The organism is Alteromonas alvinellae, assembly GCF_902705805.1.
In genome coordinates, this window is record NZ_CACSIH010000113.1 from 92,327 (window position 1) to 104,987 (window position 12,661).

Genomic DNA, 12,661 nt, shown 5'->3' on the forward strand with positions numbered 1-12,661 from the left:
CATTGCAGGTGGTGAGGTAGATAGGCGGTTAAACAAGCGTTTATCAACCTTCATCTATGGATTTACCCGGAGGTCACGTGATGTCACAGCAAAGTGCAAATAACAAGATGGTTATCAAACTTGTTGCTATTGTTATTGGCATGTTTGGCTTCGGCTTTGCCCTTGTTCCCTTGTACGACGTATTTTGCGACGTTACGGGAATTAACGGAAAAACCGAAGGCACGGCTGCGGTTTATCAATCGGTTGAGATTGATGACTCGCGAGAAGTGACCGTCGAGTTTATTACTCGCACAAATACCGGTATGCCCTGGGAGTTTCGTGCTGAAACCAAGCGCGTGAAAGTGCACCCTGGCGAACTTAATACGGTGTCGTTTTATGTGAGAAACCCTGCATCAAGCAATATCGTAGCTCAGGCCATTCCCTCTGTATCCCCAGGAACGGCAGCACTGTACCTGAACAAGACTGAATGCTTCTGCTTCAATCAGCAGCCATTAGATGCGGGTAGTGAAGCCTATATGCCCATGCAGTTTTATGTAGACCCTCAGCTACCTGAAGAAATTACGTTTTTTACCTTGCAGTACACACTCTATGACGTCACAGCGCGAGCCAGTGACCTAACAACAACACCGAATCCCTTTATGGCTTCCACACCATCAGCTGGCGAATAAGCCGAAGGGGTAAGGAGATGAAAATGCAAACCGAAGTACAGAATCACGAATACCAAAAATACTATGTACCCGCACAAAGTCCATGGCCCATCGTAGGGGCTGTTGCTCTATTTCTTATCGCCGTTGGCGCAGGGAATTATGTGGTGCAGGCAACTAAAGGTGAAACCGGCTATGGCGGTCATATTCTTCTAGCGGGAATAGCCGTGTTGTTGGTTATGCTTGTTGGCTGGTTTAAAAATCAAATTGACGAATCTATGGCCGGGCTTTATAGCGACCAGCTGGGGCGCTCGTATCGACAAGGTATGAGCTGGTTTATATTTTCAGAAGTGATGTTTTTCGCTGCGTTTTTTGGTGCTCTTTACTACGCGAGATTTATTTCCGTTCCGTGGCTTGGTGGCGCATCGAATAACGCTATGACCAATGAAGTTTTATGGCCGACCTTTGAGGCCATGTGGCCGCTGGTGTCAACGCCAGGCGGCACTACCACACAGGAAATGAGTGCTGCGGGTTTGCCCACTATTAACACGGTTATTTTGCTTATCTCATCTATTACACTTCATTTCGCTCATGTGGGACTAGAGCAAAACAAACGCAAACAGCTAACCCTAATGCTGGGTATCACTATCTTACTTGGATGTGGGTTCTTGTTCCTACAGGTAGAAGAGTACATACATGCGTATCGCGACTTGGGGCTTACGCTTCAGTCAGGCATTTACGGCAACACCTTCTTTATGCTCACAGGGTTTCACGGCATGCATGTGACCCTTGGCACCATCATTCTAATTGTATTGTTTTTTAGGGTCTTGAAAGGCCATTTCACGCCTGAAAACCACTTCGCGTTTCAGGCGGGGAGCTGGTACTGGCACTTTGTAGATGTAGTGTGGGTCATGCTCTACATCTTTGTTTACGTACTTTAAAAGGAATCCCCAAACTCAGTAAGGCCTTGGGTTTGGGGTAATTAAACCGGTACCAATAGCGATAAGAATAATAATAACAATGACGGCAGAAGTGAGCACGCGTCGACTAATGTACTTACTCATAGGCCCTTTTGATGTGTCGTTTTTCATCATGATTCGCATCGCCATAAACAAATTCACAATCATGTACAGCACTAACGCAACAAGGACTATTTTTATCAACATATTCACCTCTGTTTTTATTCTAATTTTGCATGGTGCGAAATAATCATGTTTTCTCGCACTCGCCACGTTATTCCTTGGTTACTCACGGGCTTTAGTGTGGCGATTATGTGCGGTTTAGGGTACTGGCAACTTGATCGCATGGTCCAAAAGCAACAACGCTTAGCTAGCATAGCGCAAAAGCAAAGTAATGGAACCTTGAGTTTAGAAACGGCGCTGTCTCATGACGACCCTAGGGATATACTGGTATCGTTCAGCGGCGCAATAGACGCTAACCATGTGCTGTTATTAGATAATCAAATTCACAATCAGCGGGTGGGTTTCGACGTCATTGTACCGGTAAATACCAATGTCGGGTGGCTCCTGGTTAACTTTGGCTGGGTGCCTGCGCCAGACTTAACGCGCACGTTACCGGATATAAGTTTTACAAGCCAAACGCGCGAATTTATCGGCGTGCTTAGCGTGCCGGGTAACAACCCCTTAGTGAAAGAGACCAACATGGCTTTGTCGCAAAGCCCCGCGCTGGTACAACACATAGAATTCCCTGCACTAAGCAACGCCTTAGAGCGCAAACTTTTACCCTTTATTCTTCACCTTACCACGCCTGACCCCGCGTTTATTCGTGAACATCAGGCCGTCGTAATGTCTCCTGAAAAGCACCTTGGCTATGCAGTTCAATGGTTTGGTTTAGCTATTGCCGCTGCAGCCATTGGCGGCTTTGCAATTAGTAAGAAAGGACGTAGTTATGAGTAATGCTGCTTCGAAAAAAACATTAATTATTATGGTAGCCGTGTTTGTTTTACCTGTTGTTTTGGCAAAGCTCGCACTTGATAACGATTGGTTTACTAAAGGCGCGACAAATAAAGGTCAGCTGCTCGCGCCGACCATCGACATGAGTGCGCTTTTAGAAAACGCGGAACCTAAATGGCGTTTGTTGTATGTGATGCCAAGTAAATGTGACGCAGTGTGCGAGAACGCACTTTTTAGCATTAACCAAGTGTGGCTTGCGCTAGGTAAAGAATCGGACCGTGCTCAAGCAGTGGTCGTTACTACCGCTTCAAGCGACCAAACTGCGATAGCCGCGCTAGAAGACTACCCTTTTGTCGAAACCTTACCCGTTACTACACCAACGGCGCTTGCCTCTAGCAGTGTTTATATTGTTGATACGCAAAATAACGCCATGCTCTTTTACGACATTAAAGACGATAGAAAAGACGCCGTGATGGAAAGCCGCAACATGCTGGCAGATATGAGAAAGCTCCTAAAATTATCGCGTATAGGATAATGGCCATGAAAAAATTAACCCTATTCAGTATTTTTCTGGCGTCGGTCGTTATTATTCTCGGTGCGTATACGCGTTTGACCGACGCTGGGCTAGGATGTCCCGACTGGCCTGGGTGTTACGGAAACTTAACCGTGCCTTTGAGTGAGGAAAAAGTGGCACAAGCTAACGCCGCTTTTCCTGAACGTCCAGTAGAGGCATTTAAGGCGTGGAATGAAATGATTCACCGCTATTTTGCAGGAACGCTGGGGCTGTGTGTACTGGCTATTGCCATTATTGCTATTCGGCAACGCGACAAAAGCACGCCCGTTAAATTACCTCTGTTACTGCTAGGGCTCATTATCTTCCAGGCAGCACTTGGTATGTGGACCGTGACGCTCAATCTCCTTCCCGTTGTAGTTATGGGGCATTTGCTGGGGGGCTTCTCTGTACTCTCTTGCCTGTTTATTCTCTACCTCCGTTTGCGCAACACCGCAGGCGATGCATCGAAAATTAAACAAGCGCCCATCGCGTCAGCTATGCATGAACAAGACATTACCGACTTACCTCAAGCCAAGGTCTTTCAGCGAAACCTTAAACTTTTCGCCTTCATTGGGCTTGGCGTGCTTGTTACCCAGATTGCTCTTGGTGGATGGACTTCTGCCAATTATGCCGCGTTAGCCTGTACGGAAATGCCGGTCTGTGAAAGCGGTTGGCAGGAAAGAATTGATTTGGCAGGTGCATTCAGTGTGCCTGACGCAGACAACTATGAGTTTGGTGCTCACGATTACGGCGAACGAGTTACCATGCACATAGTGCATAGGCTCGGCGCGGTCATCACGTTTTTATACTTGCTAGCACTAGGTATAAGTGTGTTGGTAAGCCGCTACACCACAAGTAAACAAAAATATGTGGGTGCGTTTATGTTGGTAGCATTATGCACGCAAGTGGCATTAGGACTTAGCAACATTATCTTTATGCTGCCACTGGCTGTCGCTGTAATGCATAACGCGGTCGCAGCTGTGTTACTTCTCTCCCTACTCAACCTCATTTTTACCGTATTTTTGGCACTAGAAAACGATAACGTCTTCGGTACAGAAAAACGAAATACAGGCTCATTCTCAAGTTCGAAACCACTGCAGGGTGCAGGTGCATTTAGCATCCACGAAGCGCCTTTGCACGACCCTTTAAACGCGTCAACGTCTTCTCATATTCTCCCTAAAGCTCCAGGAGGTTTCCATGGCTAAATCGGTCTCTTTACATGCGCGTACTTCACGTCAGCACAATGTAGTCACGTGGCGAGATTACTATGAAATGACTAAGCCTAATGTCGTCATGTTGTTGCTGTTAACCGCGTTAGTAGGCATGTGTTTAGCTACGCCTTCGTGGGTAAACGCAACCGTACTTATCTGTGGCTTATTGGGTATTGGTATGTTGTCTGCCTCTGCTGCGGTTATTAATCACGTTGTCGACCATAAGATAGATAGTGTGATGGCGCGTACATTTAATCGCCCCGTCGCAAAAGGCAAGGTTAGCGTAAACAACGCGCTGTGGTTTGCAGGCGTTTTAGGTGTGGGTGGATTTGTAGTGTTGGCTCTTTTTGTGAATATGCTAACCGCGTGGTTAACCTTAGCAAGTTTAGTAGGCTACGCGTTTATCTACACGATGTATTTAAAGCGAGCGACACCACAAAACATCGTGATTGGCGGTTTAGCAGGGGCTGCTCCACCGCTTCTAGGTTGGACCGCGGTTACAGGGGAAATACATGCCCATGCCCTGCTTTTAGTGCTGATTATCTTTACTTGGACGCCGCCGCATTTTTGGGCGCTCGCTATTCATAGAGAAAAAGATTACGCCAAAGCTAAGGTGCCCATGCTGCCGGTAACCCACGGTGTGTCATTTACGAAAACGTCAGTGTTGCTGTATACAGTATTGTTGGGGCTTGTATGTTTGCTGCCCTACCTTACAGGCATGAGCGATCTCATTTATTTGATTGGCTCAAGTGTGCTTAACATTGGATTTCTATACTATGCATTAAAGCTAAAATTCGATGCAGAGCCACAAACTGCAATGAAAACTTTTAGGTTTTCAATTATTCATCTCATGGTATTGTTTGTCGTATTACTCTTAGATCACTACATACCACTGAGTTTATGAATCAACGAACTACCGTCGGCCTTGTTGCATTTTTAGCGCTATGTGCAGGCATCGTAGGGGCGCTGTATATCGCGCCCCCAAATGTTGAAAGTCAGCCTGAATACTTTCAGACTTACCCAGAGCCGAGAGCATTATCACCGTTTTCACTTACATCTCATGAAGGTGAAGTGTTTGATAATTCGTCGCTTGAAGGGCAGTGGAGCTTAGTATTTGTGGGCTATACCTTCTGCCCCGATATTTGCCCAACTACCATGGCTGAACTGAACGGTATATATCCTGAACTAAAAGCATTAAATAGTGTCGAACCTATTCGAATTGTTTTTGTATCCGTTGATCCAAATCGCGATTCAATTGAAAGACTTTCAGAGTATGTGAGCTATTTTAATGAGGAGTTCATTGCCGTTACTGGAGAGCACAAGGCGCTATTCCCCTTTGTACGTAATTTAGGAATGATGTATGCCATTGCTGAAAGTACCGATAACCCCAACTATTTAGTTGACCACAGTGCATCTGTCGTACTTGTCGACCCTGAAGCTAGGGTGATAGGAAGATTCAAACCTAAAAGAGAGCCAGGAAAGCTATCGATAAGTGATTCCCAGCAAATATTGGCAGATATGCCAATAATAATCTCGAAGCAGTAATATGGAAATCAAAATAAGGCAAGGTGTGGCATCTGATGCTGCGCAAACTACGCCGCTTATATTGAATGCGGCGCAATCTTTGTTAACGTCTATTTTTGGACAAAATAAAAATAGAACAGCTGAGGGCTACCTGTCTCATGCATGGGAACTCGGTGGCGGGCAATATGGCTTTAAGAATCATTGGGTGGCGTGTAGCGGCGACGAAGTACTCGGTGTTGTGACCTCTTGGCACAGCAAACTTGGTGCAACATTTGATAGGGCGACCCTTGATAGCATCACATCGTACTTTACCCTCGATGAGGCTATTACAGTGCTCATGCGTAACCAAACGGTAGCGGTAAACCTAACGCCACCTACCAATACTGAACTAATGATTGGACATCTTTCCGTTGAAGAAAGCGCCCGACGAACAGGGGTGGGATCCATGCTAGTAGATGCGATGCAGGTGCGCGCGGAAAAGCTCAAAAAACGTAAGCTTGTGCTTGATGTTGAAGTATCAAATGTGTCGGCTATCCGTTTTTATCAACGCAATGACTTTGTAGAAGAGTCTATTAATAAAGGCTTTATCCGCTTTGCTCGGTCTATTTAGTTAAACGTTTTCTTATGTAGATGTGAAGCCAACCAATATGGGCTAGCGTCCAATTTTCTTCCTGGCCTGTCCGACATGCCCTAGTCTGGGTAATTGCCGTTCTCATCTGCCACAAAGAAGGGCGTAGAGTACCAATAATAACGCCCTGATTGCGCATTAGACGGTGCTGTACAATTCACACGTGAACGTCCTACTGGAAGCGTTTCATCAAGGGTAAACGTAAGCACATTTTCTTCTAGGCTAGTCTCGATAGGGTCGCCGCCGAAAAAACAATTTACTTGTGTAAGGCGAACATCGTCACTGTCTATCGTTAAACTAATGGGCGATGACAGGTTTCGCGCTGTCATACGAGGGTCTTTATGTGAACTTTGCGTCACTGGCATGGCAAGACTATTAAGCTTGGTCTTTAGCGTTGCCAAATTGGCGTAAGGACCGGCCGCGGGGAAGCGCGGTAGTGCCTGCATGTCGCTAGATGGACCCACAGCCCCGGAATGCTGCCCGAATCCTATGTAACCTTCAGCTTTGAGCTTATTAGCGAGCGCCGTGTTGTATTCACCAAACGGGTACGCTAAATATTTAAGGCTAATATCCAATTTATCTTCAATCTTCTTTTCAGCACTTTCTACGTTCTGCCAAACTTTCTCCAGCCATGCGCGCTCGCCCATTGCTTGCTCACCGTTTAGCATATGAAGGTGGTCTAGCGTGTGGTTGGCAAAAACAACGCCATCGTTATGCATAGCAATAACTTGCTCCCATGTTAGCTGCTTAGGACCTACGCCAATTTCATCAGGGTTGATAAACACGGTATAGGGAAAACCTAGGTCAGCCAGTATTGGGTGAGCATTGTCTAAAATGTTTGCGTAGCCATCGTCAAACGTAATCGCAACCGCATTTTCTGGCAGTGTAGTGTTGTGTTGTATCGCAGAAACAACGTCCTGAAGCGAAACAACAGTGTGGTGTGCGTCCAAGTATTCCATGTGCGATTTAAAGGCTTCAGGCGAAATACTGGTACTGGCTGGTGTTGAAGACGACACATGGTGATAAAGCAAAATGGCGGCGTTAGGCGTGGTGCTCACACTAGAGTCGATGTTACTACCACTTTGTTCCTTTTTAGTGGAAGTCGCATCAGCAACAGGGTTTGCATCTGAGCCTGAAGCAATGCTAGGTGAGACCAACAAAACATTGAAAATTCCCGCAAGCATTGAAGATAAGATCTTCAAACGCGTACGACTCGTCGCTCTGTTTTGAATTAAATTGTTGGTTTTCATATCATCATCCACTGAGTGCCTAATCAAATTCAATAGCATGGTAAACTCCAAATAATGCGACTTGGCCAATCTTATACATGGTCAAGCTGGTACGCATTTCACTTATGCCGCTGCATAGGTTGATAGTATATAGCGAAATTAACCCCTACTGAGATCATTTATGTCCCCTGCCCAACTAACTCAGCGCTCCTTTTTTGACGACCATTCCCGCCTGTTGGCGTTAGCGCTTCCCATGATCCTCGCGAATATTACTACGCCTCTATTAGGTTTGGTGGATACCGCGGTTTTAGGACACATGTCTTTACCAGCCATGCTTGCAGGGGCTTCGGTGGGCGCACTTATCTTAACGCAAATATACTGGGTGTGCGGGTTTCTTCGCATGTCATCAACAGGCTTGAGTGCACAAGCTAAAGGGTCGACAAACAATACATTAGAGTCAGCAAAAGTATTGTGGCAAACGGTGGCGGTTGCTCTAGTGTTGGGGGCTGTGGTACTTGCTCTTCAATCTCCTATCTTGTCTATAGGCTTAGCTTTAACTCAGCCAAACAGTGACGTTGCCCTGCATCTTCAAGACTATTTTTCGACGCGGGTATGGGGCGCACCAGCTGCCATGCTTAATCTGGCATTAGTTGGATGGTTAGTAGGGCAGCAAAAAACGCGCAGCGTCATGGCTATTCAAATTGTGGGAAATTTATTGAATGCGGGACTCGATGTAGTGTTTGTGTTCGGGCTTGGTTTGTCTGTAGCTGGCGTGGCGCTGGCCAGTGTTGTCGCTGAGTATACCATGGCTATAATGGCGCTAGCGGTGGCGTTTAAGCGCGTTGGCGGTGTCGCGGTGAGTGCATCGTGGTTTAACCCTGCAGCTCGGAAGGTACTGATGAAGCTTAACGGTGACATGCTATTACGTAACTTAGCATTACAGGGTTGCTTAGCGTTTCTCACCATTCAAGGTGCCCGTTACGGTGAAACGTCGGCGGCCGTCAACGCCATACTCATGCAGTTCTTTGTTCTTATTGCATTGGGACTTGATGGCATAGCCTATGGTGTGGAAGCGCTGGTGGGAGAAGCCAAGGGGGCGTCTGACAGCGGCGAAGTGAAACGACGCACCTACCAAGGGTTAGTCTGGTCGAGTATTTTTGCCCTCATTTATAGCTTGATATTTTTCGCTGGCGGTGAGGCCATTATCGCGCTGCTTACCGAACATAGTGACATTGTAAAAGCTGCGCTACCTTATCTTGGTCTAATGGTATTACTTCCATTATTAGCGCATTGGTGTTTTTTGTACGATGGCGTATTTGTTGGCCTTACCCGAGCCAGCGCAATGCGAAATACCATGATAATTAGTGCGCTAGGCGTGTACTTCCCCGTTTGGTATCTCACCAAAAACCAAGGTAATGTCAGCCTGTGGTACGCCCTTCTTGCCTTTTTACTTGCTCGCGGTGTGACATTGGCCTGGAGCTTTTATCGTTTAGATAAACGCGGTGAGCTAGCGACACCGCAAAGCTAGTGTTTTATAACGCTTCGCTGACCTTACTTTGGGAAGGCGTGCTGAGCACGCTGACTCTCTCAGTTTTTCTAGGGCATCATTCAGTATTATTTTTTTGCTACTGTGTTTTTTGCGCGGTTCTTTTTTGCACAATGATAATAGTGTGTAGTTCAGGGTGCTGATCGAATTCAACGTGACGAACAAACCCGCCTGCTTCTATCAATATTTCTATGTATCTATGTAGCCCCAGCGAGGCGTAGTAGACTTCTGGGCCCATCACTTTGTTTGTGTGTTGACCGCTTTCACCTGTACCCCCACAGGTAAAAAGCAACACACCATCATCGTTTAAATGATCCACTAGCTTCTTAAGCAAAGGCTCTTGCTGAGTTAGGGGAATATGCCAAAAGCTATCCCAAGCGCTAATAAACGAATAGTGCTTGGGGATAGTGAATGTACACACGTCGGCGCAATAGAAGGTATGAGCGGGTAATTGGGACGTCGCAATGGCAAGCATATCTTTGGAAACATCAATGCCTTCGTAAGTTAGCCCTGCACGTTCGATAATCGGCACAAAACGATTGGTGCATCCGCAACCTATGTCCAGTGCGTAACCTCGTTTCTCTAGTTTGTCTTTATTGCTCGCTTTTTCCTCATTAGGCGCCTCTCCCTTATCAAGCGCTTCTCCCTTATCAAGCGCTTCGCTTGGCACCGTATCAGGCTCTTGTGATGGGGTGTCCGCTAAAAATGACAGTGCTTTTTGGTAAGCGGTTAACCCATTTTTCTGATTAAACTCAGGACGAGTCCAAAGGTGTGTAATGGTGTCGTAGGCCTTGCCAGTTTCTTCAGGTGTCATATTCCCTCTGTTAGCTGAGCTTTTACTGGTTCAAGGTTAATTCATCTCGCAACAATGTATAGTGCAAAGTGCAAAGAAAAGGCGAAACCCGTTTAGGATATTGAGTGGCCAGACAGTAACGCCTATGCGGTTTCGCTTGGTTAGTACTTATATGTAGACTTAACTAGGCATTACCCAAAGCGCTATTATTCAAAGGGCTATTTTTCAAAGGGCTTTGGGCCAAATAGACCGCTAAAAGCGAATAGCCTGCAAAAAGAGCATGATCATTTAAGCAGGCAGCACTTCAGCTATTTTCTTACGATGTGCGTGGCACAGAGCTTGTTGCCCGCGGGATCTCGCAGATAAGCAAGATACAGTTGGCGTTCACCATTGCCTCGAATACCCGGTGGGTCCTCGCATGGCACGCCCCCATTCTCGCTTCCTACTTTGTGCCATTCATCAACGATGTCTGGTGTTCGAGCAGCAAGGCCAAGTGTAGTGCCATTACCATGCGTGGCTGCCTCGCCATTAATCGGTTTTGTTAGTGCTAAAATGCCTTTAGACGTGTAGTAAAACACTCGTCCGTATTCATCAAAAACACCTGGTTCGTGTCCTAATACTCCTAATATGGCATCGTAGAATTTCTTTGATGCTTCAAGGTCGTTCGCACCAATCATTACGTGGCTAAACATAGCTGTGTCCTCTGAAAATAGTAGGGCTAATTCCCTTTTATCAAAGTTAGGTTATGTGTGTTTCGCTACTTACCCTTTGCTAACGCTTTAGGGAGCTAATGCAAAATCTACCGCAGCTGAAGCATGGATAGCGGTAGTATCGTATAACTTAACTTTGGTGTGATGTTGTTGAACTAATAAGGCAATTTCTGTGCAGCCTAAAATGATGCCTTCAGCACCCTCGGCCGCCAGTTCATTTATAATGTCAATATACGCGTTACGGGATTCAACACAAATCACGCCCTTGCATAATTGTTCATAAATAATGTTATGAACCGTGTTACGTTGTTGGTCATTTGGAATAACAACTTCAATGCCAAACATCTCTTCAAGGCGCGATGTGTAAAAGGTTTGTTCCATGGTGAAACGGGTGCCCAGTAGCCCAACTTTCTTAACCCTATCTTGTTGCAACACGCACCCCGTAGCGTCGGCAATGTGAATAAGTGGAATGGTGATCTTCTGCTCTATGTCAGCTGCTACCTTGTGCATGGTATTGGTACAAATTAATATGGCTTTTGCACCCGCAGTTTCTAAATGCTTCGCCTCGCGGATCAGTATATCGGCGGTTTTATCCCATTCGCCTTTATGTTGAAGCTGCTCTATGTGGGCAAAGTCAACGCTGCTTATTATCAGCGGTGCGCTGTGAAGGCCGCCAAGTCGAGCGTTTACACCACGGTTTATGGCTTGATAGTAACTGACCGTTGATTCCCAACTCATTCCGCCAAGCAGGCCCAGCTTCTTTGTTGTATTCACCACAGCTCCTTTTTATTTTGTTAGGCACTTTGCGCAACCTCTAATCTACCTGTAACCCGAGACAAGCGCTAGGCGAACATAAATGAACGGGAGACAGCTGCGTAATGTAGAGTATGGCGTATGGGTGAAACTGAGAGCAATCTGACTGGCTTACATAAAGAATAGGGCAAGAAGGTATGGCGTAGAGCCGGAAGTAATCAGAATTTATGCGGTGGCTTTTTGTTTTTTATAAACGAAAAACGCTGAATAAAAATTCCCCAGTAACCCAACATGGCGATAGCGAAACCGACAAATAATATAAGAAGGCTCAGGTAATGCAGCGTGATATGAAGTTCACTTAAGGTGAACAACAGCAAGACGCCGACAACGAAAATAGATAGACCTATTTTGAATAGTTGCCAGCTTTTGTGAATGTCTTGCTTTAGCATGAGATAGTTATCGAGATATGCACTTAGGCAAGTGCAATATTACGCTTAGTAGTAAGAGTGCTCACCCGCCTGGTGCTCAGTCGCATCGCGCACGCCCTTGAGCTCGCCAGCGAATTGCTCGATCATTTGCTTCTCGATACCTTCTTTAAGCGTTACGTCTACCATTGAGCAACCATTGCAGCCGCCGCCGAACTGGAGTATGGCATAGCCGTCGTCAGTCAGTTCTGTCAATACAACATTGCCACCATGGCTCGCCAACTGAGGATTGATTTCCGATTCAATCATATAGTTGATTCGCTCAATTAATGGTGCGTCGTCAGACACTTTACGCGCTTTAGCGTTAGGTGCTTTTAGGGTTAACTGTGAGCCCATTTGATCGGTAACGTAGTCAATTTCCGCTTCCTCTAAATAAGGCGCGCTTTCTTCATCTACAACCGCATCGAAACCATTAAATGGCAAACGGGTATCCGTCTCTTCAACCGCGTCTGGTGGGCAATAGGACACGCCACACTCAGCCGACGAAGTGCCTGGATTTACGACGAACACACGAATATTCGTGCCAGACTCTTGTTTACTCAACAGTTTTACGAAGTGAGCCTGGGCTTCTTCTGATATAGTTATCATCAGCAAGTCCTACATATTTTGAAATTTGGATTATTGTATCAAATTTACCTGAGTAAAACAGTCGGGTATTAATTAAATAAATTA

The 12,661-nt window shown here is 46.1% G+C and carries 15 protein-coding genes; 9 read left to right on the forward strand and 6 right to left on the reverse strand.

Annotated elements, in window-relative coordinates; translation table 11 throughout:
• Nucleotides 1–80 precede the first annotated feature (80 nt).
• Nucleotides 81–668 carry a cytochrome c oxidase assembly protein gene (locus ACX5KA_RS08030; RefSeq protein WP_458730848.1) on the forward strand — a complete coding sequence of 196 codons (588 nt, stop codon included), beginning with the start codon at nucleotides 81–83 and terminating at the stop codon, nucleotides 666–668.
• A gap of 23 nt (nucleotides 669–691) precedes the next feature.
• On the forward strand, nucleotides 692–1,585 hold the full coding sequence (locus ACX5KA_RS08035; protein ID WP_136782458.1) for a cytochrome c oxidase subunit 3: 894 nt from the start codon (nucleotides 692–694) through the stop codon (nucleotides 1,583–1,585).
• Nucleotides 1,586–1,600: 15 nt separating this feature from the next.
• Here ACX5KA_RS08035 and ACX5KA_RS08040 read toward each other — a convergent pair whose 3' ends face one another.
• Nucleotides 1,601–1,810, reverse strand: coding sequence for a DUF2909 domain-containing protein (locus ACX5KA_RS08040; protein ID WP_458730837.1), 210 nt, complete (start codon nucleotides 1,808–1,810; stop codon nucleotides 1,601–1,603).
• 45 nt (nucleotides 1,811–1,855) lie between these two features.
• On the opposite strand from ACX5KA_RS08040, the gene ACX5KA_RS08045 reads away from it, so the two are divergent.
• From ACX5KA_RS08045 to ACX5KA_RS08070, 6 genes are read left to right on the forward strand one after another with little or no spacing between them, the layout of a single operon-like run.
• Nucleotides 1,856–2,560, forward strand: a complete 705-nt coding sequence (locus ACX5KA_RS08045) for an SURF1 family protein (protein WP_458730838.1) — start codon at nucleotides 1,856–1,858, stop codon at nucleotides 2,558–2,560.
• Nucleotides 2,553–3,092 carry a hypothetical protein gene (locus tag ACX5KA_RS08050; protein ID WP_014951380.1) on the forward strand — a complete coding sequence of 180 codons (540 nt, stop codon included), beginning with the start codon at nucleotides 2,553–2,555 and terminating at the stop codon, nucleotides 3,090–3,092. Before ACX5KA_RS08045 ends, ACX5KA_RS08050 begins: the two co-directional genes overlap by 8 nt.
• Before the next feature lie 5 nt (nucleotides 3,093–3,097).
• Nucleotides 3,098–4,315, forward strand: a complete 1,218-nt coding sequence (locus tag ACX5KA_RS08055; RefSeq protein ID WP_458730839.1) for a COX15/CtaA family protein — start codon at nucleotides 3,098–3,100, stop codon at nucleotides 4,313–4,315.
• Complete coding sequence (cyoE, locus tag ACX5KA_RS08060; RefSeq protein ID WP_039221385.1) at nucleotides 4,308–5,225, forward strand: heme o synthase; 918 nt, start codon at nucleotides 4,308–4,310, stop codon at nucleotides 5,223–5,225. Before ACX5KA_RS08055 ends, cyoE begins: the two co-directional genes overlap by 8 nt.
• Nucleotides 5,222–5,866 carry an SCO family protein gene (locus ACX5KA_RS08065; RefSeq protein WP_014977801.1) on the forward strand — a complete coding sequence of 215 codons (645 nt, stop codon included), beginning with the start codon at nucleotides 5,222–5,224 and terminating at the stop codon, nucleotides 5,864–5,866. Before cyoE ends, ACX5KA_RS08065 begins: the two co-directional genes overlap by 4 nt.
• A gap of 1 nt (nucleotide 5,867) precedes the next feature.
• Nucleotides 5,868–6,455 carry a GNAT family N-acetyltransferase gene (locus tag ACX5KA_RS08070; protein WP_039221389.1) on the forward strand — a complete coding sequence of 196 codons (588 nt, stop codon included), beginning with the start codon at nucleotides 5,868–5,870 and terminating at the stop codon, nucleotides 6,453–6,455.
• 80 nt (nucleotides 6,456–6,535) lie between these two features.
• On the opposite strand, the gene ACX5KA_RS08075 is transcribed toward ACX5KA_RS08070, so the two are convergent.
• Nucleotides 6,536–7,762: a polysaccharide deacetylase family protein gene (locus ACX5KA_RS08075; RefSeq protein ID WP_458730840.1), complete on the reverse strand. Its 1,227-nt coding sequence runs from the start codon at nucleotides 7,760–7,762 to the stop codon at nucleotides 6,536–6,538.
• Nucleotides 7,763–7,883: 121 nt separating this feature from the next.
• Here ACX5KA_RS08075 and ACX5KA_RS08080 point away from each other — a divergent pair, with 121 nt between their 5' ends.
• Nucleotides 7,884–9,230 (forward strand): MATE family efflux transporter, encoded by a 1,347-nt coding sequence (locus ACX5KA_RS08080; protein WP_458730841.1) that lies wholly within the window; start codon nucleotides 7,884–7,886, stop codon nucleotides 9,228–9,230.
• 97 nt (nucleotides 9,231–9,327) lie between these two features.
• Here ACX5KA_RS08080 and ACX5KA_RS08085 read toward each other — a convergent pair whose 3' ends face one another.
• The 4 genes from ACX5KA_RS08085 to nfuA all read right to left on the reverse strand — a co-directional run bounded on the left by ACX5KA_RS08085 (nucleotide 9,328) and on the right by nfuA (nucleotide 12,577).
• Nucleotides 9,328–10,062: a class I SAM-dependent methyltransferase gene (locus ACX5KA_RS08085; protein WP_458730842.1), complete on the reverse strand. Its 735-nt coding sequence runs from the start codon at nucleotides 10,060–10,062 to the stop codon at nucleotides 9,328–9,330.
• Nucleotides 10,063–10,349: 287 nt separating this feature from the next.
• Nucleotides 10,350–10,733, reverse strand: coding sequence for a VOC family protein (locus tag ACX5KA_RS08090; RefSeq protein ID WP_458730843.1), 384 nt, complete (start codon nucleotides 10,731–10,733; stop codon nucleotides 10,350–10,352).
• A gap of 87 nt (nucleotides 10,734–10,820) precedes the next feature.
• On the reverse strand, nucleotides 10,821–11,525 hold the full coding sequence (locus tag ACX5KA_RS08095; RefSeq protein WP_084081872.1) for an aspartate/glutamate racemase family protein: 705 nt from the start codon (nucleotides 11,523–11,525) through the stop codon (nucleotides 10,821–10,823).
• A gap of 473 nt (nucleotides 11,526–11,998) precedes the next feature.
• Nucleotides 11,999–12,577, reverse strand: coding sequence for a Fe-S biogenesis protein NfuA (nfuA, locus tag ACX5KA_RS08100; RefSeq protein ID WP_039221404.1), 579 nt, complete (start codon nucleotides 12,575–12,577; stop codon nucleotides 11,999–12,001).
• Nucleotides 12,578–12,661: the final 84 nt, after the last annotated feature.

Coding starts and splice junctions, on each gene's coding strand:
- ACX5KA_RS08030 (WP_458730848.1), top strand. CDS start 81: ATGTCACAGCAAAGTGCAAATAACAAGATGGTTATCAAACTTGTTGCT.
- ACX5KA_RS08035 (WP_136782458.1), top strand. CDS start 692: ATGCAAACCGAAGTACAGAATCACGAATACCAAAAATACTATGTACCC.
- ACX5KA_RS08040 (WP_458730837.1), bottom strand. CDS start 1,810: ATGTTGATAAAAATAGTCCTTGTTGCGTTAGTGCTGTACATGATTGTG.
- ACX5KA_RS08045 (WP_458730838.1), top strand. CDS start 1,856: ATGTTTTCTCGCACTCGCCACGTTATTCCTTGGTTACTCACGGGCTTT.
- ACX5KA_RS08050 (WP_014951380.1), top strand. CDS start 2,553: ATGAGTAATGCTGCTTCGAAAAAAACATTAATTATTATGGTAGCCGTG.
- ACX5KA_RS08055 (WP_458730839.1), top strand. CDS start 3,098: ATGAAAAAATTAACCCTATTCAGTATTTTTCTGGCGTCGGTCGTTATT.
- cyoE (WP_039221385.1), top strand. CDS start 4,308: ATGGCTAAATCGGTCTCTTTACATGCGCGTACTTCACGTCAGCACAAT.
- ACX5KA_RS08065 (WP_014977801.1), top strand. CDS start 5,222: ATGAATCAACGAACTACCGTCGGCCTTGTTGCATTTTTAGCGCTATGT.
- ACX5KA_RS08070 (WP_039221389.1), top strand. CDS start 5,868: ATGGAAATCAAAATAAGGCAAGGTGTGGCATCTGATGCTGCGCAAACT.
- ACX5KA_RS08075 (WP_458730840.1), bottom strand. CDS start 7,762: ATGCTATTGAATTTGATTAGGCACTCAGTGGATGATGATATGAAAACC.
- ACX5KA_RS08080 (WP_458730841.1), top strand. CDS start 7,884: ATGTCCCCTGCCCAACTAACTCAGCGCTCCTTTTTTGACGACCATTCC.
- ACX5KA_RS08085 (WP_458730842.1), bottom strand. CDS start 10,062: ATGACACCTGAAGAAACTGGCAAGGCCTACGACACCATTACACACCTT.
- ACX5KA_RS08090 (WP_458730843.1), bottom strand. CDS start 10,733: ATGTTTAGCCACGTAATGATTGGTGCGAACGACCTTGAAGCATCAAAG.
- nfuA (WP_039221404.1), bottom strand. CDS start 12,577: ATGATAACTATATCAGAAGAAGCCCAGGCTCACTTCGTAAAACTGTTG.